Raw genomic sequence first — 23409 nt, 5'->3', positions numbered from 1 at the left:
GTAGCATGCAAGGCCTGAGTGAGGAGAGCGGCGGTGATCGATTTAGCGATGTATGTGGTATTGGGCGCGGCGCTGGGCACGGTGGGCGGCTTGTTCGGGATCGGTGGAGGGCTGATTGCGATTCCGGTGCTGGGCGTGCTGTTCGGGCTGGACCAGCAGATCGCCCAGGGCACGGCGTTGGTGATGGTGGTGCCGAACGTGATGCTCGCGCTGTGGCGTTATCACCAGCGCAACCGGATCGAGGCGCGCCATGCGTTGCCGTTGGCCCTGATGGGCTTCAGTTTTGCCTGGCTCGGTTCGATCTGGGCGGTGGGCATCGATGCCCAAGTCATGCGGATCGGCTTCGTCGCGTTCCTGGTGGCCTTGTCGGCCTACAACCTGTTGCGCATGTTCCTGGCCAATGCCCCGGCTTCGGCGCAGATGCGCTATCCCTGGCCGTGGCTCGGTGTGCTGGGTGCGGCTTCCGGGGCCATGGGCGGGCTGTTCGGCGTCGGCGGCGCGGTGGTTGCCACCCCGGTGCTGACCAGCGTGTTCGGCACCACCCAGGTGGTCGCCCAGGGGCTGTCGCTGGCCCTGGCCCTGCCCAGCACCGGGGTGACCCTGGTGACCTACGGGGTGCATCAGGAAGTGGACTGGATGATCGGCTTGCCGCTGGCGGCGGGTGGGCTGTTGAGCATCAGTTGGGGCGTGAAAATCGCCCATGCGCTGCCCGAGCGAATACTGCGCGGGCTGTTCTGCGGCTTCCTGGTGGTCTGCGCGGTGATGCTCGCCTTTAAAGTTTGAAGCCTTCGACTATGTGCTCGGCCAGGCATTCGGTGATGGGCGAAGGCGTGTTGAGGTTGCGCACCAGCATGATGCTGGCCTCGGGCAGCAGGGGCAGATCTTCGGCGGCGCCCAGGATGCGCATGTCCGGGGTGATCAGGCTTTCCAGCTGCGCGGTGATCGCCAGGCCGGCGCTGACCACGGCCATCAGTGCCGACAGGCTGGAGCTGTTGTAGGCGATGCGATAGTCGCGCCCGGCGGCGTCCAGCGCATTGCAGGCCCACTGCCTGCAGAAGCAATCGCTGTTGAACATCGCCAGGGGCAGCGGCGTCTGTTCGTGGGGGCAGAACCCCTGGGCCTCGGCCCAGACGAAACGCTCCTTGCGCAGCAACTGGCCGATTTCGCTGCCCGGCTCGCGGGTGACGATAGACAGGTCCAGATCCTGGCGCAGCAGCAGTTGCTTGGACGACTCGCAATGCACCTCGATCTGGATCAAGGGATAGGCCTGGGCAAAACGCGACAGGATCCCCGGTAGAAAGCGCATCACATAATCGTCCGGCGTACCGATGCGCACGGTGCCGACCATGTGCGGCTCGCGCAGAGTGTTGAACACCTCGCTGTGCAGTTTCAGGATGCGCCGTGCGTAACCCAGCAGCACCTGGCCTTCGGCGGTCAGGCGTACCTGCCGGCCCTCACGCTGGAACAATTGGCGCTGCAGCACATCTTCCTCGAGCCGCTTCATCTGCATGCTCACCGCGGACTGGGTGCGATTGACCTGCTCCCCGGCCTTGGTGAAACCGCCCTGGTCGGCGATGGCGACGAAGGTGCGCAGGACCTCGGTATCAATGCTTGGGTAGCTGGACAATTCATCAAACTCCGAGATGTATTGCATAAGAAACATTCGTTGGATTGATCTTATCCCTGGGTGGAGACTTGAGCCATCCCCACTGGAGGGCAAGACGATGAAAGGTCAAAAAGGTTTTGTACTGGCTCACCGGTTTGCATGGCATGGCGTTTCCTTGCGGCACCTGCTGCAGAGGATTGTCCGCTGGCGTGAGCTGCACCGTGAACGCAACATGCTGGCCGGCATGAGTGATGAGGCGCTGAAGGATATCGGCCTCAGTCGCGCGGATGTGGAGCGGGAGACCGTGCGGCCGTTCTGGGACGATCCGATGCACAAGTGAATGTCAAAACGCTACACAAGCCACTTCTCACTGAGGTAGTTTGCGGGCAGACAAGGAGATTGCCATGCCCGCAGAACTGTCCTTTTCCCTCAAGCAGGCTCGGCGTCTGGCGCTGGCCGCCCAGGGTTTTTCCGGGCGGCCACTGCCTGCGACGATCAGGCCCGCACAGCTCAATCGCCTGATCGCGCGCCTGGGTATCCTGCAGATCGATTCGGTCAATGCCCTGGTGCGTTCGCACTACCTGCCGCTGTTTTCCCGCCTTGGCGACTATCCCGCGCAACTGCTGGACCAGGCTGCCTGGAGCCAGGGCCGGCAACGCACGCTGTTCGAATACTGGGGCCACGAAGCCTCGTTGCTGCCGCTGTCGCTGTACCCGCTGATGCGTTGGCGCATGCAGCGGGCCAGCCAGGGGCAGGGGATCTACCAGCAGTTGGCGCGTTTCGGCCAGGAGCAGCAGGCGACTATTCGCCGGGTGCTGGCCGCGGTCGAGGAACAGGGCGCCCTCGGGGCGGGCAGCCTGTCGACCCGTGAGGAACGCGCCGGCCCTTGGTGGGACTGGAGTGCGGAGAAGCATGCGCTGGAATGGCTGTTCGCCGCCGGTGAGGTGACGGTCGCCGGCCGGCGTGGGTTCGAGCGCTTGTACGACTTGCCGGAGCGGGTGATTCCTTCGAGCATCCTGCAGCATTCGCCGCTCAGCGAGGCCGATGCCCAGCGCGGTTTGCTACTGCATGCCGCCAGCGCCCTGGGCGTGGCTACCGAGAAGGATCTGCGCGACTATTTTCGCCTGGAGCTGGCAGACAGCCGAGCGCGCCTGGCGGAATTGCTGGAGGGCGGCGAACTGCTGGCCTGCGAGGTGGCGGGCTGGAAGCAAGCGGCGTATTGCCTGCCAGAGGCCAAGGTGCCGCGCAGCGTGCCGGCCAGCGCCTTGCTTTCGCCCTTCGATTCGCTGATCTGGGAACGCAGTCGTACCGAGCGCCTGTTCGATTTCCGCTATCGCCTGGAGATCTACACCCCACAGCACAAGCGGGTGTACGGCTATTACGTGCTGCCGTTTCTGCACCACGAACGGATCGCCGCACGGGTCGACCTGCGGGCAGAAAGGGCGCAGGGGCGCCTGGCGGTGCATGCCGTGCATGAGGAGGATCTGGGGTTGGACGAGCAGGGGATGCAGGCGCTGGCGAGCAGTTTGCGGAGTATGGCCGACTGGCTGGGGCTGGCCGACGTCCAGCTCAATTGCCCAAGGGCCAGCGCCCAGCGCTTGCGCGCGTTTCTTTGACCAGCATCGATCATCCAGCACCGTGCCCTGGATGATCGAATGCTAGGGGTTCAACGCTTGACCTGTTTCAAGGTCTCGGCAATCAGGAACGCCAGCTCCAGCGACTGATCGGCGTTCATCCGCGGGTCGCAATGGGTGTGGTAGCGATCCGACAAAGCATCTTCGGTAATCGGCCGCGCGCCACCGATGCACTCGGTGACGTTCTGCCCGGTCATCTCGATGTGGATACCGCCGGCATAACTGCCCTCGGCTTCGTGGACCTGGAAGAACTGCTTCACCTCATTGAGGATCTGCGCGAAATCGCGGGTCTTGTAACCGCTGCTGGCCTTGATGGTGTTGCCATGCATCGGATCGGAACTCCACAGCACCTTCTTGCCTTCGCCTTCCACCGCGCGGATCAGCTGCGGCAGGTGGTCGCCGACCTTGTTCACGCCCATGCGCACGATCAGGTTCAGGCGGCCCGGATCGTTGTCCGGGTTGAGGATGTCGATCAGGCGGATCAGCTCCTCGGTGTTCATGCTCGGGCCCACCTTGACCCCGATCGGGTTATTCACCCCGCGCAGGAATTCGACGTGGGCGCCGTCGAGCTGGCGGGTGCGATCGCCGATCCACAGCATGTGCGCCGAGCAGTCGTAATAGTTGTTGGTCAGGCTGTCGCGACGGACGAAGGCTTCCTCATAGTTCAGCAGCAGCGCCTCGTGGGCGGTGAAGAAGCTGGTCTCGCGCAGCTGCGGCGAGCTGTCCATGCCGCAGGCGCGCATGAAGGCCAGGGTTTCGTCGATGCGGTCGGCCAGCTGGCTGTATTTCTCGGCCAGGGCGGAGTTGGCGATGAAATCCAGGTTCCATTTGTGCACCTGGTGCAGGTCGGCAAAACCGCCCTGGGCAAAGGCGCGCAGCAGGTTCAGGGTGGCGGTGGCCTGGTGATAGGACTGCAGCAGGCGGTCCGGGTCCGGCACCCGGCTTTTCGCATCGAAACCTATGCCGTTGACGATATCGCCGCGGTAGGCCGGCAGGGTCACGCCATTGATGGTTTCGTCGTTGGCCGAGCGCGGCTTGGCGAACTGGCCGGCCATGCGCCCGACCTTGACCACCGGGCAACCGGCGGCGAAGGTCATGACGATCGCCATCTGCAGCAGGACCTTGAAGGTGTCGCGGATCTTCGCTGCCGAGAACTCGGCGAAGCTCTCGGCGCAATCGCCACCCTGCAACAGAAAGGCACGACCCTGGGTCACTTCGGCAAACTGGCGGCGCAACTCCCGGGCTTCGCCGGCAAACACCAGCGGCGGGTAGCTGGCCAGGGTCTGCTCGACCTGCAACAGGTGTGCGGCGTCGGGGTAGACGGGTTGTTGCTGGATCGGCAGGGCGCGCCAGCTGTCAGGGCTCCAGGGTTGGCTCATCACGGACTCGGGTGTTTTTAAGGTCGGACAGGCATGTTATCAGCAATTAGTGCGTGACCTGTTCCCGCCGGTTCGCGGACAATCGCGCCTTTCCCGCTCGGCGCCGAGCGGCCGGTTTATCGCGACGGCGAGGTTGAGCCCCGTCGCGGCTAGGAGAAGAGATGACTGAGGAGCGCGTCGAGCGCCTGCTCGCCGAAGTGCACGATGAGTTCGGCATGATTCGGGTACTGGAAGTGGCGGATTACCGCTTCCTCGAATTTGGCGATGCCATCGAGCAGAGCTGTGTGTTTACCGCTGACCCGAGCTGGCTGGAGTACGACTACACCCGCGCCATGCTGATCGGTGCGCTGTGCCATGAGCAGCCCGAGAGCGCGCTGTTTCTCGGCCTGGGCGCCGGCACCCTGACTCAGGCCTGCCTCAAGTTCCTGCCGCTGGACGATGTCGAGGCCATCGAGCTGCGCCCCGACGTGCCGCGCCTGGCTATCGAGTACCTGGGGCTGGATGACGATCCGCGTCTGTATATCCGGGTGGGCGATGCGCTCGAACTGCTGGACAGCGCCGAGTCGGCGGACCTGATTTTCGTCGACCTGTACACCGATGTCGGACCGGGCGTCGGACACCTGGCCTGGGGCTTCCTGGAAAACTGCCAGAAGCGCCTCAACCCGGGCGGCTGGCTGGTGATCAACCAGTGGGCCACCGACGATGGCAAGCCGCTCGGTGCAGCCTTGCTGCGCGGGCTTTACCATCGGCACTATTGGGAGCTGCCAGTGAAGGAGGGCAACGTGATTCTGATCGTGCCGTCCGACCTGGAGCAGGGGCTGGACATGGACGGCCTGAGCGCCCGGGCCGAGGCGCTGGCGCCACGCCTGGGCTATTCGTTGCAGTCGTTGATCAAGTGCATCCGTCCGGCGACCTGAGTCGGCTGTCCGCTTCGCGGATCGTCCGCATCTGTAGGAGCGAGGCTTGCCCGCGATAGGACCTCACATTCACCACGGGTTCAGGCCGCTCAACACCCCTTGAACACCCCCGGGCGCTTCTCGACCATCGCTCGCACACCTTCCTTGGCGTCCTCGCTGTTCAACAGCGCCTTCACCAGCGGCGGCAGCCCCTGCGCTGCCGCGCTTTCTCCTTCGAGCCGCGCTTGTCGGGCCGACATCAGGGTCGCTTGAACCCCCAGCGGCGCCTGGCAGGCGATCCGTTCGGCGAGGGCCAGGGCGCGGGGCAGCAGGTCTTCGCTGGCCATCACCTCCTGCACCAGCCCCAGGCGCAGGGCTTCATGGGCGTCGAATTCGTCGCCGGTGAGCAACCAGCGCATGGCGTTGCCCCAGCCGGCGATCTGATGCAAACGCAGGGTGGCGCCGCCGAACGGAAAGATGCCGCGTTGCACTTCCAACTGGGCGAAGCGGGTATTGCTGGCGCACAGGTTGATATCCGCCGCCAGCATCAGCTCGATGCCTATGGTCAGGCAGTAGCCCTGCACCGCGACTATCACCGGTTTGCTGACCCGCGGCCCGGCGAAGACACCCCAGGGATCGCAACCGCCGGCCGGTGCCTGCCAGCCTTCGGCGAGTTTCGCCCCGACGTTGGCCAGGTCCAGCCCCGCGGTGAAGTGCTCGCCATGGCCGAACACCACGGCGACCCGGGCCTCGCTGCTGGCCTCGAACTCGCCGTAGGCCAGGCTGAGCTGATCGAGCAGTTGCAGGTCGAAGGCATTGCGCTTGGCGACCCGGTCCAGGCCGATGAGGAAGAGATGACCACGTTGTTCACGGCTGACGCGACTGCAACTGGGCTGGCTCATGGGGTATTTCCTCGGACGGTAAAGAGTGTCTCGGACCGACGGTATCGGCCGGCAAGATGAACCGTTTAAGCGTCATCCCCCGACAGGCGTGGGCCTGTGCAAAATAGACCTTTGCCGGATTATCCGCAAAGCCTGTGACAACTAGGCATTCAGCGGGTTTTTCCGATAAAAAAAACTCCCTTTTTTGAGTAATTCCGGTATAGTGCGCGCCGGCCTTTAACCGGGCCTCGTTTAGGTGATGCAATTCCCCGAAGTCAGCTTCGGCTGCTTGTCCGCTGCGCGGACTATCCTTGACGTTCATTTCTTTCAATCGTTTTCGCAAATCCCCGCCGACAAAGCTGCCAGGGTGACTCTTGAGTCTTACACGGCATGCGCAGCTTTGGAGCATGGGTCTTTGCGGATGCACTTAGAGGCAGACCCATGACCCAGGAAATCGGCGGCTTCGCCGCTCTTGAACTTCATCCCAATATTGTCGCTGCAGTAGTCGCTACCGGCTATGAAGAGCCTTCGGCCATTCAGCAGCAGTCGATCCCGATCATCCTCGCCGGTCACGATATGATTGGTCAGGCGCAAACTGGTACCGGTAAGACCGCCGCGTTCGCCCTGCCTATCCTGCACCGCATTGATCCGTCCAAGCGCGAGCCGCAAGCTCTGATCCTGGCCCCAACCCGTGAGTTGGCGCTGCAAGTTGCAACCGCTTTCGAAACCTACGCCAAGCAAATGCCGGGCGTAACTGTTGTGGCTGTCTACGGCGGCGCGCCGATGGGCCCACAACTGAAAGCAATCCGTAATGGCGCACAGATCGTTGTCGCCACTCCGGGCCGTCTGTGCGACCACCTGCGTCGCGACGAAAAAGTCCTGGCTACCGTGAACCACCTGGTTCTCGACGAAGCCGACGAAATGCTGAAACTGGGCTTCATGGATGACCTGGAAGTCATCTTCAAGGCCATGCCGGAAACCCGTCAGACCGTACTGTTCTCGGCCACCCTGCCGCAGTCGATCCGCGCGATCGCCGAGCGTCACCTGAAGGACCCGAAGCACGTCAAGATCCAGAGCAAGACTCAGACCGTTACCGCGATCGAACAGGCTCACCTGTTGGTTCACGCTGACCAGAAGACTTCTGCCGTTCTCAGCCTGCTGGAAGTGGAAGATTTCGACGCCCTGATCATGTTCGTGCGCACCAAGCAAGCGACCCTGGACCTGGCCAGTGCCCTGGAAGCCAAAGGCTACAAGGCCGCTGCGCTGAACGGCGACATCGCCCAGAACCAGCGTGAGCGTGTGATCGACTCCCTCAAGGATGGCCGCCTGGACATCGTTGTGGCGACCGACGTTGCTGCCCGTGGCCTGGACGTACCGCGCATCACCCACGTATTCAACGTGGACATGCCGTACGACCCGGAATCCTACGTGCACCGTATCGGCCGTACCGGCCGTGCCGGTCGCGAAGGTCGTGCGCTGCTGCTGGTGACTCCACGCGAGCGCCGCATGCTGCAAGTGATCGAGCGTGTAACCGGTCAGAAGGTTGCCGAGGTTCGCCTGCCGGACGCTCAAGCTGTTCTCGACGCGCGCATCAAGAAGCTGACCAACAGCCTGTCGCCGCTGGTCGCTGACGCTGAATCGACCCACGGTGATCTGCTCGATCGCCTGACCGCCGATATCGGTTGCAGCCCACGTGCCCTGGCCGCGGCCCTGCTGCGCAAGGCCACCAACGGTCAGGCGCTGAACCTGGCAGCGATCGAGAAGGAACGCCCACTGGTGCCGAACAGCGCGCCACGTGGCGACCGTCCTGAGCGTTCCGGCGATCGTCCTGATCGCGGTGAGCGTGAGCGTCGCGCGCCGATGCCTCTGGCTGAAGGTCGTGCCCGTTGCCGTACCGCGCTGGGCGCGCGTGACGGTATCGCGGCCAAGAACCTGCTGGGCGCCATCCTCAACGAAGGCGGCCTGGCCCGCGAAGCCATCGGTCGCATCCAGGTGCGTGACAGCTTCAGCCTGGTCGAGCTGCCGGAGGAAGGTCTGGAGCGTCTGCTGACCAAGCTGAAGGACACTCGCGTGGCCGGCAAGCAGTTGAAGCTGCGTCGCTATCGCGAAGACTGATCAGTACTGAGCTGATTGGTTGAACGAAAAAATCCCCGCCTGGTGCGGGGATTTTTTTTGCCTGGGGGTTGGATCAGTTGTCGCATCGTGATGCGCCAGGCCCGGCAAGGGCATCAACCGAAGCGATAGATATCCATGCCCAGCGCGCCCATGGTGAAGCCTTGATGGGCGATGCTGAATTCGCCACCGGCGCCTCTGGCGAAGTACAGCGGCAGCAGATGTTCATCGCTGGGGTGGCTGCGCACGGCATTCGGTGCCTGGTGACGGTAGTCGTGCAACGCGGCTTCATCGTTGGCGGCGAGTTTCTCGATCATCCAGTCGCGGAACGCCTTGGCCCAGGGCTCGATGCTTTCCGGGCCGGCGTGCCAATCCAGTTCGTGCAGGTTGTGGGTAATGCTGCCCGAGCCGATCAGCAACACCCCCTGTTGCCGCAGGCTGGACAGGGCATGCCCGACCTGAGTCTGCAGGGCTGGTCCAAGGCGACTGGGTAGAGACACCTGGACCACCGGAATATCCGCCTGTGGGTACATCAGTGACAGCGGCACCCAGACCCCGTGGTCGAACGGCCGCTGGTCGTCGAGCTGCGCCGGCAGGCCATCGGCCCTGAGCAGCTGCGCCACCTGTTCCGCCAGTTCAGACTGGCCGGGGGCGGGGTATTGCACGGCGAACAGCGCGGCGGGAAAGCCGCCGAAGTCATGCCAGGTTTGCGGTTGCGGGTTGCTGCTGACCCGCAGGTCCTGGCTTTCCCAGTGGGCCGACACCACCACTATGGCCTTGGGGCGCGGTAGCTCGGCGGCCAGGCGGGCGAGGGCCGGGCCGCTGGCGCCGGGATCCAGGGCGAGCATCGGTGATCCGTGGGAGATGAACAGGCTAGGGAGCATGAATAAGGTCCTGAGCGTTAAGATGCACCATCTTCAATCAGATCATTGATCTGAATCTAATATAAGTTTTTGTGGTTTTTGATCGAATTTCAGGGTGATTTATGCAACCGGAGTTTTGGCACAAACGGTGGGAACAGAATCAGATCGGCTTCCATTTGTCCGAGGTTAATCCTTACCTGCAACGCTACTGGCCCCAGCTGGAGCTGGCGCCGGGTTCGCGGGTACTGGTGCCGCTGTGCGGCAAGAGCCTGGACCTGAGCTGGCTGGCCAGCCAGGGTCATCAGGTGCTGGGTATCGAGTTGTCGGAGAAGGCCATCCAGGACTTTTTCAGCGAGCAGCAGGTGCAGCCGCAGGTTGAGCTTCGAGGTGGATTCAAAGTCTATGAGTACGGCCCGATCCAGCTCTGGTGCGGCGACTTTTTTGCCCTGCAGGCCACGGATGTCGCCGGCTGCCAGGCGTTGTACGACCGCGCGGCGTTGATCGCCTTGCCGCCGCAGATGCGTGAGCGGTATGCGGCGCATCTGCAGTCGGTCCTGCCTCAGGGCTGCCAGGGGCTGCTGATCACCCTGGATTACGACCAGGCGCTGATGGTGGGGCCGCCTTTCGCCGTGCTCGATGACGAGGTCAAGGCCTTGTTCAGTAAGCGCTGGCAGCTGCAGGTCGAGGAGGTGCGGGACATTCTTGGCGAGAGCTGGAAGTTTCTCCAGGGCGGCGTGACCCGCCTCGAAGAACGGGTCTATCGCTTGCTGGCGCGCTGATTCCCGGTTTTTTCTGGCCATGAAAAAGGGCGACTTGCGTCGCCCTTTTTTGTGTTTGCCAGCGTTATCAGCCGCGACGACGGCTCAGGGCGTCGATACGCTCTTCCAGCGGAGGGTGGCTCATGAACATGCGAGCCAGGCCTTGTTTGAGGCCACCGTTGATGCCGAAGGCATTCAGGGTGTCGGGCATGTGCACCGGCAGGCCCTGTTCCGAGCGCAGGCGTTGCAGGGCGCCGATCATTGCCGCGGTACCGGCCAGTTGTGCGCCGGCTTCGTCGGCACGGAATTCGCGCTTGCGCGAGAACCACATGACGATGGCGCTGGCCAGGATGCCCAGGACCAGTTCGGCGAAGATGGTCGCGATGTAGTAGGCGATACCCTGGCCTTCTTCGTTCTTGAAGATCACCTTGTCGACGAAGTTGCCGATGATGCGCGCGAAGAACATCACGAAGGTGTTCACCACGCCCTGGATCAGCGCCAGGGTGACCATGTCGCCGTTGGCCACGTGACCGATCTCGTGGGCCAGCACGGCTTTCACTTCATCGGGCGAGAAACGCTCGAGCAGGCCCTGGCTGACCGCAACCAGCGCGTCGTTCTTGTTCCAGCCGGTGGCGAAGGCGTTGGCCTCGTAGGCCGGGAAAATACCGACTTCGGGCATCTTGATCCCGGCTTCGCGGGACAGTTGCTCGACGGTTTGCAGCAGCCATTGCTCATGACGAGTACGAGGCTGGGTAATGATCTGGGTGCTGGTGCTCATTTTCGCCATCCACTTGGAGATGAACAGCGAGAACAGGGAACCGGCGAAACCAAAGACCGCACAGAAAACCAGCAGCTGATTGAGGTTGAGATCAACCCCATTGGCCGCCATGAACCCGTTGAAGCCGAAAAGGCTCAGGGTGATGCTGGCAATCAGCACGACCGCCAGGTTAGTGGCCAAGAACAGCAGGATGCGCATCATGGTTGTAGAAATCTCCTCATGCTAAAGATGTAGCGTTCTGCGGGGTATATAAGGTGCGGCACCGGCCTATTCAACCGGGTGACTATTTCAAACTGTGTCCTGCAGGCTGATTTTAGACGCTTGCATGAGCTTTCTGTCGCAGTTGGGCAGCCACCGGAAGCCGAGCCGCACTTCAGAGGCATGCAACCACTGGGCACAAGGCGCAAGGCAAAGATACAGAAGGGTAGGCGTAGCAGGGAGTACAGAAGTGTTGCTGAATTAATCGCAGTGCGACCGGGGCGGCCGCACTGCGTCGCAAGGCTTACTGGCGATACGACTTGAGGAAGCTGCCGATACGGCCGATCGCCTGTTCCAGGTCATCGACCCGTGGCAGGGTCACGACGCGGAAGTGGTCCGGCCATGGCCAGTTGAAGGCGGTGCCCTGAACCACCAGCAGTTTCTCCGAAAGCAGCAGGTCCAGGACGAACTTCTCGTCGTTGTGGATCGGGCAGACTTTCGGGTCGATTTTCGGGAAGGCGTACAGCGCGCCCATGGGCTTGACGCAACTGACGCCGGGGATGTCGTTGAGCAGTTCCCAAGTGCGGTTGCGCTGTTCCAGCAAGCGGCCCGGTGGCAGCACCAGGTCGTTGATGCTCTGATAGCCGCCCAGCGCCGTTTGAATGGCGTGCTGGCTCGGCACGTTGGCGCACAGGCGCATGTTGGCCAGCATGTCGATGCCTTCGATGTAGCTCTGGGCGTGGTGCTTGGGACCGGAAATGGCCACCCAGCCGGAACGGAAACCGGCCACCCGGTAGGACTTGGACAGGCCGTTGAAGGTCAGGCACAGCAGGTCCGGCGCCAGGGAGGCGGTGCAGACGTGCACGGCATCATCGTAGAGGATCTTGTCGTAGATCTCGTCGGAGAACACCACCAGGTTGTGCTGGCGTGCCAGTTCGAGCATGTCCAGCAACACTGCCTTGGGGTATACCGCGCCGGTCGGGTTGTTCGGGTTGATGATCACCAGGGCCTTGGTGTTCGGGGTGATCTTGGCCTTGATGTCGGCGATGTCCGGCCACCAGTTGGCCTGCTCGTCGCACAGGTAGTGCACCGGGTTGCCGCCGGCCAGGCTCACGGCCGCGGTCCACAGCGGATAGTCCGGGGCCGGGACCAGCACTTCGTCACCGTTGTTGAGCAGGGCCTGCATGGCCATGACGATCAGTTCGGAAACGCCGTTGCCCAGGTAGATGTCTTCGATGCCGACGCCTTCCACCTGCTTTTGCTGGTAGTACTGCATGACGGCCTTGCGTGCGCTGAACAGGCCCTTGGAGTCGCTGTAGCCCTGTGCGGTCGGCAGGTTGCGGATCACGTCCTGGAGAATTTCGTCCGGCGCTTCGAAACCAAAAGGCGCCGGGTTGCCGATGTTCAGCTTGAGGATGCGATGGCCTTCCTCTTCCAGGCGTTTGGCGTGCTTGAGCACTGGGCCGCGAATGTCATAACAGACGTTGGCGAGCTTGTTCGATTTGCTGACCTGCATGGCGATGTGTTCCCGAAAATGAACGATCCAGACGGTGAGTGAGCTACCGTACTGGGAATCCTGCGTTTGCACACAGGCCTGAAGCCTGGGTTCGCGGCGGCAAAATCCGTTTGAACCCGTGTAACACGGCTGCCAGACTGGCGTCTAACGAGGCGCAATCATACGTGCCGTCCGATCCGTGGAAAAGATACAGATCGGGCTTTTTCAGTTGCAGAGGAAGGACCATGGAAAAGCTGGAAAAAACCCTTGAAGAATGGCGTGCCATGCTCGATCCGGAGCAGTACAACGTCTGTCGTCTCAAAGGCACCGAACGGCCGTTCTCGGGTAAGTACAACGCCACCAAGACCGACGGTGTGTATCACTGCATCTGTTGCAATGCGCCGTTGTTCGACTCCAAGGCCAAATTCGACTCCGGTTGCGGCTGGCCGAGCTTCTACGAGCCGATTGGCGAGAGCGCCATGGTCGAGATCCGTGACTTGAGCCACGGCATGATCCGTACCGAAGTGGTCTGCGCCAAATGCGATGCGCACCTGGGGCATGTGTTCCCGGACGGTCCGCCGCCGACCGGCCTGCGCTACTGCATCAACTCGGTGTGCCTGGACCTGGTTCCACGCTGACCGGAGCGAGCGGCCAAGGCGATTTTTCGGAATCGCTTTTCGATTTATTAAATTGCGCACAATTTAATTGAGTACTACTTTTATCGGACCTTTCATTTTTCGGAGTCCGCACCATGAGTGACACATTGCTGAACATCCCGTGCACCACCATCAAGGGCGAGCAAAAGACCCTGGCCGACTTCGCCGGCAAGGCCGTGCTGGTGGTCAACACTGCGAGCAAGTGCGGTTTCACCCCGCAGTACAAGGGCCTGGAAGAACTGTGGCAGACCTACAAGGACCGGGGCCTGGTGGTGCTGGGCTTTCCCTGCAACCAGTTCGGCAAGCAGGAGCCGGGCAACGAAGGGGCCATTTCCGAGTTCTGCGAGCTGAACTACGGCGTCAGCTTTCCGCTGTTCAAGAAGATCGACGTCAATGGCGCCGAGGCGCATCCGCTGTTTGTGCAACTGAAAAAACGCGCGCCGGGGGTATTGGGTTCCCAGGGCATCAAGTGGAACTTCACCAAGTTCCTGATCGGCAAGGACGGCGCGCTGGTCAAGCGTTTCGCCCCGGCCACCAAGCCCCAGGACCTGACCGGCGAGATCGAAGCCCTGCTCAAATGACCGATCTGTTCGCCGATTCGCTGAAACTCGACAGCCAGCTGTGCTTCAAGCTGTACGCCGCCTCGCGGGCCGTGGTGCGGGGCTATAAGCCGATGCTCGACCAGTTGGGGCTGACCTACCCGCAGTACCTGGTGATGCTGGTGCTCTGGGAATGGCAGGCCACGCCCCCCGAGCTGCCGACGGTCAAGGCGCTGGGGGAACGCCTGGCGCTGGATTCCGGGACCCTGACGCCGTTGCTCAAGCGCCTTGAACAGCTGCAACTGGTGCAGCGCCAGCGATCGTCCCGGGACGAGCGCGAGGTGCACCTGAGCCTGAGCGCGGCCGGCCTGGCGCTGCGCGATCAGGTGCCGCCGCTCAAGGCGGCGCTGTTATGCGACAGCGGGGTCGACCTCGACAGCCTGAGCGAATTGCGCCATGGCCTGGACCGTCTGCTGGCCCAGGTCAAAGCGCCGTCGTAGTCGGCACCCAGAGGTCCAGCAGGGCAATCAGCTCTTCACGGCGGAAGGGCTTGGACAGGTAGTCGCTCATGCCCGCGGCCCGGCAGCGCTCGCGCTCTTCGGGCATGGCATTGGCGGTCAGGGCGACGATCGGCAGGTCCGGCCAGCGGCCGCTGCGGCGGATCTGCCGACTGGCCTCGTAGCCATCCATCACCGGCATGTTGCAGTCCATCAGCACCAGGTCGAAATGCTGGTGCTCCAGCACGTCCAGGGCTTCGGCGCCCTGAGAGGCGACTGTCACTTCGCAGCCGAGCTTGCTCAGCATGCCTTTGGCCACCAGTTGGTTCACCGGGTTGTCCTCCACCAGCAGGATGAAGGCGCGGCGCAGGGGCGCCAGGGTTTCCAGCTGGGTTTCATTGATCACCGCGGTTTCGGCCAGCAGGGCCCGGCGCAGGGTCTGATACAGGGCGTTGCGCGCCAATGGCCGCGCCTGTTGCTGCAACGGCGCCAGGGCGCTGGCTTCTTCGCTGGGCAGGAAGCTACCGTAGGCGGTGACCAGCAGAATCGGCGCGCCGATGCTCGGGCGCAGGCCGAACAGGCATTCCGGGCAGTCGGTGATCAACAGGTCCGGCTCCTGCCCGAGCAGTGACTCGTCGAGATCGCAGCGCCGATACTCCAGCCCCCAGAACGGCAACTGCACGCTCAACAGTTCGGCCAGGCCGCTGCCTTCGGAGGTAATGGCCAGTACCTGGCCGTGCAGCGGCGGCGGTGGGCTGGCTGGCGTGTGGCAGGGCAGCGGCAGGTCGGCACAGAACTGGCTGCCGAAACCCACCTCCGAGCTGATGCTCAGGCGCCCCTGCATGGCTTCGCAGAGGTTGTAGGTCAGGGCCAGGCCCAGGCCGGTGCCGCCGTATTGCCGGGTGATCCCGGCACCGGCCTGGGTATAGGGCTGGAAGATCTTCACCTGGGCCTCGCGGGCGATCCCGATGCCGGTGTCGCAGACTTCGATCCTGACCCCGTCCTCGAACGTACGCAGGCGCACATCGACACGGCCGAAGCGGGTGAACTTGAGGGCGTTGGACAGCAGGTTGCTGACGATCTGCCGCACGCGCGTGGGGTCGCCGAGGACCAGGGCCGGAAACTCCGGCTCGATCAGGCAGGCCAGCTCGACGCTTGGCGCGGCGTTCTGCGACAGCAGGTTGGCGGTGTCTTCCACCAGTACCCCGAGGTCGAAGGGGATGCGCTCCAGTTCCAGCTGGCCGGCGTCGAACTTGGACATGTCGAGAATATCGTTGAGCAGCTCCACCAGCACTTTGCCGGAGTCGTGGGCGATCGACAGTTGCTGGCGTTGTTCGGCGTTCAGCGGGCTGTCCAGCGACAGGGCGATCATACCCAGCAGGCCGTTGAGCGGGGTGCGGATTTCATGGCTCATGTTGGCCAGGAAGGCGGCACGCGCCTGGGCCATGTCGAGGGCGGTGCTACGGGCGACTTCCAGTTCTTCGTTGGACTGGCTCAGCCGGTCGTTGATCGCCTTGAGCTCGGTGGTGCGCGCCGAGACGATGTTTTCCAGCTGCCCGAGATAGTCGGTCAGGCGGTTTTCGGCATTGCGCCGTTGCTGGATCTCGGTGGCCATGTTGTCGAACTGCTGGTTGGCGACCTTGACCAGCACGCCGATCTCGTCCTGTTCGTGGCTGGGCGGGAAGTCCAGCCGGGTCTGGTCGGGGCTGCGCGGATCGCGCCCGCTGAGTTCGCGAATGACGCCGACCAGGGGTTTGGTCAGCATCACGTAGAACAGCGCCAGGAGCAGCCCGGTGAGGATCAGGCTGCGCACGAAACCGTTGATCAGGGTGATTTCCGCACGGCGCAGGAAGCGGCTGCCGAACGAGTAGGTGTCGACTTCCAGGTGCAGGACGCCGAGGGATTCCGAGGGCAGGTGATCGAGGTACAGGCGGTCCTGGAACTCGCGCTTGGCGCCGAACAGGAAGTCGCTGAGCATCCGGTAGGAGCTTTGCTGGGCCGGCCGGGTGACGTTGGCCAGCAAAGTGTCGTTGTTGTCGATCAGCCGGGCGCGGATGATCGCCGGCGAGCGCAGCAGGCCGAGCGTCAGCTCCTGGGCGAGCTCGGCGTCAATGTTGTAGGCGATACGCGAGGCCGGATTGTGGCTGATTTCCAGGAGCGCGTTGATTTCCCGGTTGATGGAGGCATCTTCACTGGCATAATCGATGCCGATTTGCAGCAGACTGAGCGCCGTCCCCAGGACAAAACCGACCAGCACAGTGAGCCTGGCTTGCTTGTAAGACAGGCGGTTGGTGAACTTGATGTCCATGGGGTGTTGAACCAATTTCCGTTTCCCTTCGCTGGGCAAGCATAGCTGATCATCAGTGTGTGCCGGCAGGGCTCGGCGCCGTTCGCCTGCGGTAGACCTGGCATGCGCAAGGTCGTTGCGTCTGCGTGCCACATCATTACTGGGAACCTGCCCGAGGAGAAGTCGTGGAATCTCGATTGAATGCTTTTCTTGAGCGCGCCGATGCGGTTCTGGCGCGTATCGAGCCGCTGTTGCCCGCGCCGCGACAAGCCATCGACTGGACCCAATGCCTGGCCGCGCGCTGGCAGCGTGAAGGCCGCAGCGGCTTCCTGCTGCCGCTGGAGGTCAGCCTGGACATGCGCCTGTCCGACCTGATCGGGGTCGATAACCAGCGCGACCAGTTGGGGCGCAATACCCGGCAGTTTCTCGACGGCCTGCCGGCCAACCACGCCTTGCTGTGGGGCTCGCGCGGCACCGGTAAATCGTCGCTGGTCCGCGCGCTGCTGGCCGAGCATGCCCAGCACGGCCTGCGCCTGATCGAGATCGAGCGCGATCACCTGGCCGACCTGCCGCGGGTGGTGGAGCAACTGGTCAAGCTGCCGCAGCGTTTCGTGCTGTTCTGCGACGACCTGTCGTTCGAGTCGGGCGAGGGCGACTACCGGGTCCTCAAGAGCGTGCTCGACGGCTCGCTGGAGCAGGCCCCGGACAATGTGCTGCTGTACGCCACGTCCAACCGCCGGCACCTGGTTCCGGAGAAGGAAAGCGACAACGAGAACTGGAAGCGCGTTGATGGCGAGCTGCACCCGAGCGAAGCGGTGGAAGACAAGATTGCCTTGTCGGACCGTTTTGGCCTGTGGTTGTCGTTCTACCCCTTCACCCAGGAGCACTACCTGAACGTGGTCGAGCACTGGATCGGCGAGTTGGGACGCAAGGCCGGCCTGCAATGGCAGCGTGACGAAGCCCTGGACATCCTCGCCGTGCGCTGGGCGACCGGCCGTGGCAATCGCAATGGTCGCTGCGCGTATCAGTTCGCGCGCTACTGGGTAGGTTTGAAGTTGTTGGAGCAAAAAGCATGATTGATCTGCAGAACACCGGCAAAGGCCTGGACGGCTATGCCTTGCTGTGCGCCCAGCTGGAATCGTTGCTGGCCGACGAGCGCGATTTCATCGCCAACGCCGCGCAATTCTCGGCGTTTCTATTCAACCAGCTGGACGACTTGAACTGGGCCGGGTTCTACCTCAATCGCAACGAGGAACTGGTGCTCGGCCCGTTCCAGGGCCAGATCGCCTGTGTGCGCATTCCCTTCGGTCGTGGTGTGTGCGGCGCGGCCGCAGCGAGCCTGCAGACCCAGCGGGTCGAGGATGTGCACGCGTTCCCCGGGCATATCGCCTGCGACAGCGCTTCCAACAGTGAGCTGGTGGTGCCCCTGGTCAAAGAAGGGCGGCTGATCGGCGTGCTGGACCTGGACAGCCCGAAAATCGCCCGTTTCACCCTCGAGGACCAGGCCGGCATCGAGCGCCTGGCGGCGATCTTCCTGCGCCTGACCGACTGCTGAGCCTCGTCAGCCCCTGAGCCCGGCCTTGCCCAGCACGGCCTCGGGGTCTACCCCGTCGATCTGCTGCGGTTGCATGAAGCGGTCGGCGTACTGCTGGTAGATCCCGGTCTGGATGAACAGCTCGAACAGTTCCGGATCGATATGGGCAGTGCGGCACATGGTTGCCATGATGCCCAGCGCTTCGCTCAGGGTCTTGCCTTTCTTGTAGGGACGGTCCGCCGCCGTCAGGGCTTCGAAGATATCGGCGATCGCCATCATCCGCGCCGGCAGGCTCATCTGCTCCCGTTTCAGCTGCTTGGGATAACCGCTGCCATCCATTTTCTCGTGATGGCCGCCGGCGATCTCGGGAATGCTGCTCAAGTGGCTGGGGAAGGGCAGGTGGTTGAGCATCAGGATGGTCTGCACCATGTGATGGTTGATCACGTAGCGCTCTTCCCGGGTCAGCGTGCCTTTGCCAATGCTCAGGTTGTACAGCTCGCCACGGTTGTATTTGTAAGGCGGGACATCGAGCTTGAAGCCCCAGGGATTGTCCGCCGGGATCAGCTCGGCGGGGTTGCGTTCGATCAGTTGCTCGGGCTTGTCGGCCAGCAACTGTTCGGTGACCGGCAGGGTCGGCGCCGGTGTGCGTTGCTGGCGGTGGTTTTCTTCCCATGACACGCCCAGGCGGTCGTCCAGCGTCCGGCTCCAGGTGCGCTGGGCGATCCTCGCCAGCCGTTGCAGATCGGCCTCGCCCATGGCTTCGGTGCCCAGGTTGCAATGGGCGATAAAGGCAAAGTCGTCGTCCAGTTCCACCAGGCTTGCATCGCGGGTCGCGGCCAGGGAAACCTCATCGCCACCCTGGGCGCGAGCCTGCCAGTAGTCGATCCAGGCATCGCGCTTGAGTACCTCGACGCGGGTGCGGATTTCATGGATGCGGTCGTTCAGGGTTTCCAGCTTGGTGGCCTTGTCGACCACGTACTCGGGGGTGGTGATCTTGCCGCAATCGTGCAACCAGGCGGCGATATGCAAGGCCTCCCACTCATCTTCGCTGGGCTGGTAGGCGCTGAACGCCGGCTGCTGGCTGGCCGCGGCGGCCTGGGCGAGCATCAGCGTCAGCGCCGGCACCCGCTGGCAATGCCCGCCGGTGTAAGGGCTCTTGGCGTCGATCGCGCCGGCCAGCAGTTGGATGAAGGCGTCGAGCAATTGTTTTTGCCGGTTCTGCAGGCGCTGGCTGTCGATGCTGACCGCCGCGGCGCCGGAAACCGCCTGCAGGAACGCGACGCGGTCCGGGCCGAGTTTTTCCAGGTCGGCTTCCTGGCCGCTGTCGGCCAGCAGCAGCACAAGGATGCCGACGGTTTCGTTGTGGCGATTGTGCAGGCGGATACCGATCAGGTGCACGCTGGGGCAGTTCATCGCCAGCAGTACGCCTTGCAGGTCGGCCGCCTGCTCGAACCCCAGGGTCGTGACCAGGCTCTCGCCGTTCGCCAGTTGCCGCAGCCATGCGGGGCTTGCCTCGTGCTGGATGTCCTGGCTGCGTACATCGAACGCCTGCAAGTCCTGGACAACACCGGCGATGATCAGGCCGTGGGGCTTGAGGTTCATGCCATCGTTTTCGCGCAGGTAGATCAGCCCGGCCTGGGCCTGGCCGATCTTCATGGTTTCAACCAGCACCCGTTGCAGCAGCGGGTCGAAGCGGGTTTCCGCGGAAAGGCTGGCGGTGATCTCGAAAAAGCTGGCGAGGGTGTCCTTCATGCGGGCCATCGACACGCTTAACTGGTCGATTTCCAGCACGGGTGAGCGGCGGGTCAGCGGGTAATCGAAATCGAAGCTGCGGATGGCATCGGCTTCCTGCACCAGGGCGCGCAGCGGCCTGACCAGCACGCGCGAGGTCAGCCAGCCGAGCGGCAGGCACAACAGCAGAATGCCCAAGGTGATGAGTGCGCCTTGCCAGCGCATGCGATAGGCGTCCGTCAGCAACTCGTCCTCGGGCACCAGCAGCGCCAGCTGCAACCCACCGGGTCCACCTTCCTGCAGGTGCCGGCTGGCAACTATCCATTGGCGATCCCCGAGCCGCAGGCGGTTGCCCTGGGCCTTGCCTTGCAGCAACGCGTCGAGAGCCGGGTCCAGGTCATTGGCGCGGATCAGCCGGGCGCTCTGTTCTTCGACGATCAGGCGACGGCTGTCCGGATAAGCCACGGCATGGCCATTGCCATCCACCAGGGCGATTTCGGTGCTGGGCGTGACCCGATGTTTGGCCAGGGTCGCCGAGAGTTGTTCCAGGGTCAGGTCGGCCCCGATCACCGCATGGTTGCCGCTGCGGCGGGCGAGGGTGGTGCCGACGTTGCGGGTCGAGAAAAAGACGTAGGGCTCGGTGGTGATCTGATCGGTGTCGTCCTTGGCGTCCGCAAACCAGTTGCGGGCGCTCGGGTCGTAGGATTCCTGGGGGTTGTCGCGGCGGCTGACGGGGCCGAGGCTGGCGTCATAGAACAGCGACTGCGAATGCAGTTGCCCGGTGTGGCGGTCACGCTCGATGCTCCAGACTTCATAGGCCGCGGCTTCAGGGGCCTGGCGAGCTTGTTTCAAAGCCTGGGTGCGCAAGGGCCGGACCATGAAAAAATCCCCATCGGTATAACCCACATAGAGTGAGGCCAGGTCGGGGTTGTCCTTGAGCGATTGGCTGAAAGGCCCAAGCAGCGCCAGGCGTTGCTCGAGGTCGCCGGCCTGGATGGCCGGGTTGCCCACCAGCAGGCTGAGCAGATGGCGAATCGGTTCGTAGGTCGCTTTCAGGTCCAGTTGCACGTCCTGTTCGATGCGCTGGAACAGTTTTTCACTGCTGGAAAGGATGATGCGGGTGGTCTGCTGGTAATTGAAAAAGCCCAGCACCACGCCGGTCAGCAGAAGCAGGCAGGTGAACATCACGCTGATATGCACATGGAGAGGAAATCGGCGTTTATCGAACGACAGCGTGCTTGGCATTGCAGCTCTCTCCAGGGGGCGCGTGATGCGCAACTCAACGTTTGAGCATAGTTAAGGCAGGTGCATTGCGCTCAGGGGAGGCAGCTCCGGGGGGGCGTTGCGAATTGCATTGCCATGAGGCTTTTGGGGCCGACTGACAGGATAGTGGCTTTTTGATATTTGTCTGGCAACTAGCCGCACCACAAGTTGCTGCGCTGGCGATGGGGATCAGGTCGTGGCCGGGCTGTGCTGTTGATCGATTTGCCATAGCAGGGCCCGTTCGAGCTTGAGCATGGCCTGTTCCAGGGCGGTTCTGCGCTGCATCAGGGTTTGCCTGTCCGCGTCTTGCAAAACAGCCTGCTCAAGGGCTTCGCACTGCGTTTCAAGGTCTTTTGCCTGCACCATCAGGGCCGAGCCCTTGATCTTATGGGCGAGTTCCGCCAGTGCCTGGCGCGGGGGCTCGCAGGGCAGGGCCATCAGTTGCTGGCGGTCCCGGTAGCTGCAATGCAGCAGTTCGGTAAGGATGCGCAGGGCGAACTGCGGTTTGCCGCGGGACAGGGTGCGCAGCGCCTTCAGGCTGAACACGCCATTCCAGGGCCGCGGTTGCAGGCCCGCCAGTTTATGGCCGAGGGTCGCCAGGCCGACAGGCTTGAACAGGCAGTCATCGATGCCGGCCTGTTCGCACTGCTGCCTCTCTCGCGGCCTGGGGCTGGCGGTCACCCCCAATACCCGGCAAGCCGCGCGGGACTCCAGGCGTTCATGCTCGCGGATGGCGCGGACCAGGTCGTAGCCGTGCATGCCCGGCATGTTGCAATCGACGATGAGCAAGTCGAAGAACCCCTTGCACCAGAGCTCGAAGCCTTGCTCGACGCCTTCGGCGGTGCGGCAACGGTGCCCGAGAAAGTGCAGTTGTTCGCTCAGCAGCAGGCGATCCGCCGCATGGTCATCGATCACCAGTACGTTCAAGGCCCGGGTGGCAGGGGCAATGAGTGGCTCGACGAGGGGTGCGGGTTTTCGCGCTGGCTGACAGGCCAGCGGCAACAGGACCCGGACTTCCGTGCCTATGCCCGGCTGGCTGGTCAGTTGCAGCGTGCCCTGCATGAGCTCGCAGAGGTGGCGGCAAAGGGTCAGGCCCAGCCCTGCGCCGTCAGGTCTGGATGGGGTGCGAGCCTGGGCCTGGAAGAAGGGTTCGAATAGCCTGTGCTGATCCTGCTCGTCGATGCCGATGCCGCTGTCCGTCACTTGCAGCATCAGCCGCACCTGTTGCGGCTGCGTGGCCGCTTGCAGGTCGAGATGGATTTTGACCTGACCCTGTTCGGTGAACTTGATCGCGTTGTGCAGCAGGTTGCCCAGGATCTGCTTGAAACGCAGCGGGTCGAGCAGCACATCGACCGGCTCGACGCTGGAGTGGAAGGTCGGTAGCAGCTTGAGGTGCTTCTCCCGGGCCTGGCTGTCGAACTCCCTGACGATGGATTCGACAAGGGCGCGCGGCTCGAGCCATTCGGGCGCCAGGTCCAGGCACCCCGATTCGATGCGGGCGATATCGAGGGTGTCGTCGACCAGGCCCTGCATCGCCCGGGCCGAGCGATAAGCCATTTCAATGACCGGACGGTCCTGGGACTGGCTGTCGGAGCGCTGCCGCAGCAGTTCCAGCGCCCCGATCAGGGCATTCATGGAGCGGCGCAGTTCGTGGCTGGTGCTGGCCAGGAAAGCGCTTTTCGCCAGGCTGGCCGCTTCGGCCTGTTGTAGGGCGGCCTTGAGGCTGTCGCTGAGCCGATGGCGTTCGCTGATATCGACCCAGCCGCCGATGATGCCCTGGACCTCGCCGTTCGCGTCCCGGTAGGGCAGGACCCAGTGCTGGACGGTCAGTTCCTCTGCGTTCAGGCGCAGTGGCCGGTCACGCAACAGCGGGCTGTCTTGCGCCATGACGCGCTGGTAGTCGGTGTGATATTCGCGGGCCTGTTGGGGATCGTCCAAAAGTCCCTGCAACAGGCTTTTGCCGATGACCTCTTCGCGCCGGGCGGCGAAGCGCTCCAGGTAGCTGGCATTGCAGCTTTGCAGCAGGCCCTGGCGGTCGCGCACGTAAGTCGGATGCGGCACGCCGTCGATCCAGGCCTGCATGAAGGCGAGCTGCTGCCTGAAGTCTTGGGTGGCCTGTTGCTGCTGGGCCAGTCGCCGGTGCAGCCAGGCATTCCAGCCCAGGGACGCCAGCAGCGGCACGCCGAGCCCCAGGCCTGCGAGCAGGAGCAGCCCGCGATGGCCGTTATCGAGAGGCGGGGCGGCGGCCGATTCAAGACAAGGCGCCGAGTCTGGGCACTGAGGGAGGGATGTCATTGCGGAC

The 23409-nt window shown here is 63.2% G+C and carries 21 protein-coding genes; 11 read left to right on the top strand and 10 right to left on the bottom strand.

Going from position 1 to position 23409, the window contains the following annotated elements; all coding sequences use genetic code 11:
* Nucleotides 1–33: 33 nt before the first annotated feature.
* Nucleotides 34–783, top strand: coding sequence for a sulfite exporter TauE/SafE family protein (locus AC07Y9_RS02930; RefSeq protein WP_087092762.1), 750 nt, complete (start codon nt 34–36; stop codon nt 781–783).
* Here the strand turns inward: AC07Y9_RS02930 and AC07Y9_RS02925 are convergent.
* Nucleotides 773–1627: a LysR substrate-binding domain-containing protein gene (locus AC07Y9_RS02925; protein ID WP_162136185.1), complete on the bottom strand. Its 855-nt coding sequence runs from the start codon at nt 1625–1627 to the stop codon at nt 773–775. The two genes, AC07Y9_RS02930 and AC07Y9_RS02925, sit on opposite strands and share 11 nt — an antisense overlap.
* Before the next feature lie 97 nt (nt 1628–1724).
* Here AC07Y9_RS02925 and AC07Y9_RS02920 point away from each other — a divergent pair, with 97 nt between their 5' ends.
* Both AC07Y9_RS02920 and AC07Y9_RS02915 read left to right on the top strand, forming a co-directional pair.
* Nucleotides 1725–1946, top strand: a complete 222-nt coding sequence (locus tag AC07Y9_RS02920) for a DUF1127 domain-containing protein (RefSeq protein ID WP_053262157.1) — start codon at nt 1725–1727, stop codon at nt 1944–1946.
* Between the two features lie 64 nt (nt 1947–2010).
* Nucleotides 2011–3222, top strand: coding sequence for a winged helix-turn-helix domain-containing protein (locus AC07Y9_RS02915; RefSeq protein ID WP_101338705.1), 1212 nt, complete (start codon nt 2011–2013; stop codon nt 3220–3222).
* A gap of 50 nt (nt 3223–3272) precedes the next feature.
* Here the strand turns inward: AC07Y9_RS02915 and AC07Y9_RS02910 are convergent, their stop codons facing one another.
* Entirely contained in the window at nt 3273–4619 is a 1347-nt protein-coding gene (locus tag AC07Y9_RS02910; protein ID WP_102679616.1) for a class II 3-deoxy-7-phosphoheptulonate synthase, read from the bottom strand.
* 161 nt (nt 4620–4780) lie between these two features.
* On the opposite strand from AC07Y9_RS02910, the gene AC07Y9_RS02905 reads away from it, so the two are divergent.
* Nucleotides 4781–5536: a spermidine synthase gene (locus tag AC07Y9_RS02905; protein ID WP_007931432.1), complete on the top strand. Its 756-nt coding sequence runs from the start codon at nt 4781–4783 to the stop codon at nt 5534–5536.
* An 89-nt stretch (nt 5537–5625) separates the two neighbouring features.
* On the opposite strand, the gene AC07Y9_RS02900 is transcribed toward AC07Y9_RS02905, so the two are convergent.
* Together AC07Y9_RS02900 and AC07Y9_RS02895 are read right to left on the bottom strand one after the other, a co-directional pair.
* Nucleotides 5626–6417 (bottom strand): crotonase/enoyl-CoA hydratase family protein, encoded by a 792-nt coding sequence (locus AC07Y9_RS02900; RefSeq protein ID WP_009044947.1) that lies wholly within the window; start codon nt 6415–6417, stop codon nt 5626–5628.
* Entirely contained in the window at nt 6383–6718 is a 336-nt protein-coding gene (locus AC07Y9_RS02895; RefSeq protein WP_173679774.1) for a hypothetical protein, read from the bottom strand. The genes AC07Y9_RS02900 and AC07Y9_RS02895 overlap by 35 nt, the downstream gene beginning before the upstream one ends.
* Before the next feature lie 119 nt (nt 6719–6837).
* On the opposite strand from AC07Y9_RS02895, the gene AC07Y9_RS02890 reads away from it, so the two are divergent.
* Nucleotides 6838–8511 (top strand): DEAD/DEAH box helicase, encoded by a 1674-nt coding sequence (locus AC07Y9_RS02890; protein ID WP_007931434.1) that lies wholly within the window; start codon nt 6838–6840, stop codon nt 8509–8511.
* A gap of 113 nt (nt 8512–8624) precedes the next feature.
* Here the strand turns inward: AC07Y9_RS02890 and AC07Y9_RS02885 are convergent, their stop codons facing one another.
* Complete coding sequence (locus tag AC07Y9_RS02885) at nt 8625–9392, bottom strand: DODA-type extradiol aromatic ring-opening family dioxygenase (RefSeq protein WP_102679615.1); 768 nt, start codon at nt 9390–9392, stop codon at nt 8625–8627.
* A gap of 101 nt (nt 9393–9493) precedes the next feature.
* Between AC07Y9_RS02885 and AC07Y9_RS02880 the strand changes: the two genes are divergently transcribed.
* The gene (locus tag AC07Y9_RS02880; RefSeq protein WP_102679614.1) at nt 9494–10150 is read left to right on the top strand and encodes a thiopurine S-methyltransferase; all 657 of its coding nucleotides are present in this window, start codon (nt 9494–9496) and stop codon (nt 10148–10150) included.
* 67 nt (nt 10151–10217) lie between these two features.
* Here AC07Y9_RS02880 and htpX read toward each other — a convergent pair whose 3' ends face one another.
* Complete coding sequence (htpX, locus tag AC07Y9_RS02875; protein ID WP_007931437.1) at nt 10218–11108, bottom strand: protease HtpX; 891 nt, start codon at nt 11106–11108, stop codon at nt 10218–10220.
* A 301-nt stretch (nt 11109–11409) separates the two neighbouring features.
* A complete protein-coding gene (locus tag AC07Y9_RS02870) occupies nt 11410–12621 on the bottom strand; it encodes a pyridoxal phosphate-dependent aminotransferase (protein WP_007931438.1) in 1212 nt (403 codons plus the stop codon).
* A 224-nt stretch (nt 12622–12845) separates the two neighbouring features.
* On the opposite strand from AC07Y9_RS02870, the gene msrB reads away from it, so the two are divergent.
* The 3 genes from msrB (at nt 12846) to AC07Y9_RS02855 (ending at nt 14295) form a co-directional block, all read left to right on the top strand.
* Nucleotides 12846–13238: a peptide-methionine (R)-S-oxide reductase MsrB gene (gene msrB, locus AC07Y9_RS02865; RefSeq protein ID WP_009050114.1), complete on the top strand. Its 393-nt coding sequence runs from the start codon at nt 12846–12848 to the stop codon at nt 13236–13238.
* Nucleotides 13239–13351: 113 nt separating this feature from the next.
* Complete coding sequence (locus tag AC07Y9_RS02860; protein ID WP_007931440.1) at nt 13352–13837, top strand: glutathione peroxidase; 486 nt, start codon at nt 13352–13354, stop codon at nt 13835–13837.
* A complete protein-coding gene (locus tag AC07Y9_RS02855) occupies nt 13834–14295 on the top strand; it encodes a MarR family winged helix-turn-helix transcriptional regulator (RefSeq protein ID WP_087092769.1) in 462 nt (153 codons plus the stop codon). Before AC07Y9_RS02860 ends, AC07Y9_RS02855 begins: the two co-directional genes overlap by 4 nt.
* On the opposite strand, the gene AC07Y9_RS02850 is transcribed toward AC07Y9_RS02855, so the two are convergent.
* Nucleotides 14279–16600, bottom strand: a complete 2322-nt coding sequence (locus tag AC07Y9_RS02850; protein ID WP_102679613.1) for a hybrid sensor histidine kinase/response regulator — start codon at nt 16598–16600, stop codon at nt 14279–14281. The two genes, AC07Y9_RS02855 and AC07Y9_RS02850, sit on opposite strands and share 17 nt — an antisense overlap.
* A 164-nt stretch (nt 16601–16764) precedes the next feature.
* On the opposite strand from AC07Y9_RS02850, the gene AC07Y9_RS02845 reads away from it, so the two are divergent.
* Entirely contained in the window at nt 16765–17655 is an 891-nt protein-coding gene (locus AC07Y9_RS02845) for an ATP-binding protein (RefSeq protein WP_087092771.1), read from the top strand.
* Nucleotides 17652–18134, top strand: coding sequence for a GAF domain-containing protein (locus tag AC07Y9_RS02840; protein WP_085531688.1), 483 nt, complete (start codon nt 17652–17654; stop codon nt 18132–18134). The genes AC07Y9_RS02845 and AC07Y9_RS02840 overlap by 4 nt, the downstream gene beginning before the upstream one ends.
* A 6-nt stretch (nt 18135–18140) precedes the next feature.
* Here AC07Y9_RS02840 and AC07Y9_RS02835 read toward each other — a convergent pair whose 3' ends face one another.
* Both AC07Y9_RS02835 and AC07Y9_RS02830 read right to left on the bottom strand, forming a co-directional pair.
* Nucleotides 18141–21089 (bottom strand): HD domain-containing phosphohydrolase, encoded by a 2949-nt coding sequence (locus AC07Y9_RS02835; protein WP_102679612.1) that lies wholly within the window; start codon nt 21087–21089, stop codon nt 18141–18143.
* A 207-nt stretch (nt 21090–21296) separates the two neighbouring features.
* Nucleotides 21297–23402, bottom strand: a complete 2106-nt coding sequence (locus AC07Y9_RS02830; RefSeq protein WP_256580931.1) for an ATP-binding protein — start codon at nt 23400–23402, stop codon at nt 21297–21299.
* Between the last annotated feature and the right edge of the window lie 7 nt (nt 23403–23409).

The sequence above is a fragment of the Pseudomonas sp. GW456-L12 genome, from assembly GCF_059424045.1.
The sequence above is the reverse complement of the archived record's forward strand: the minus strand, read 5'-3'. Positions and strand labels throughout refer to the sequence as shown.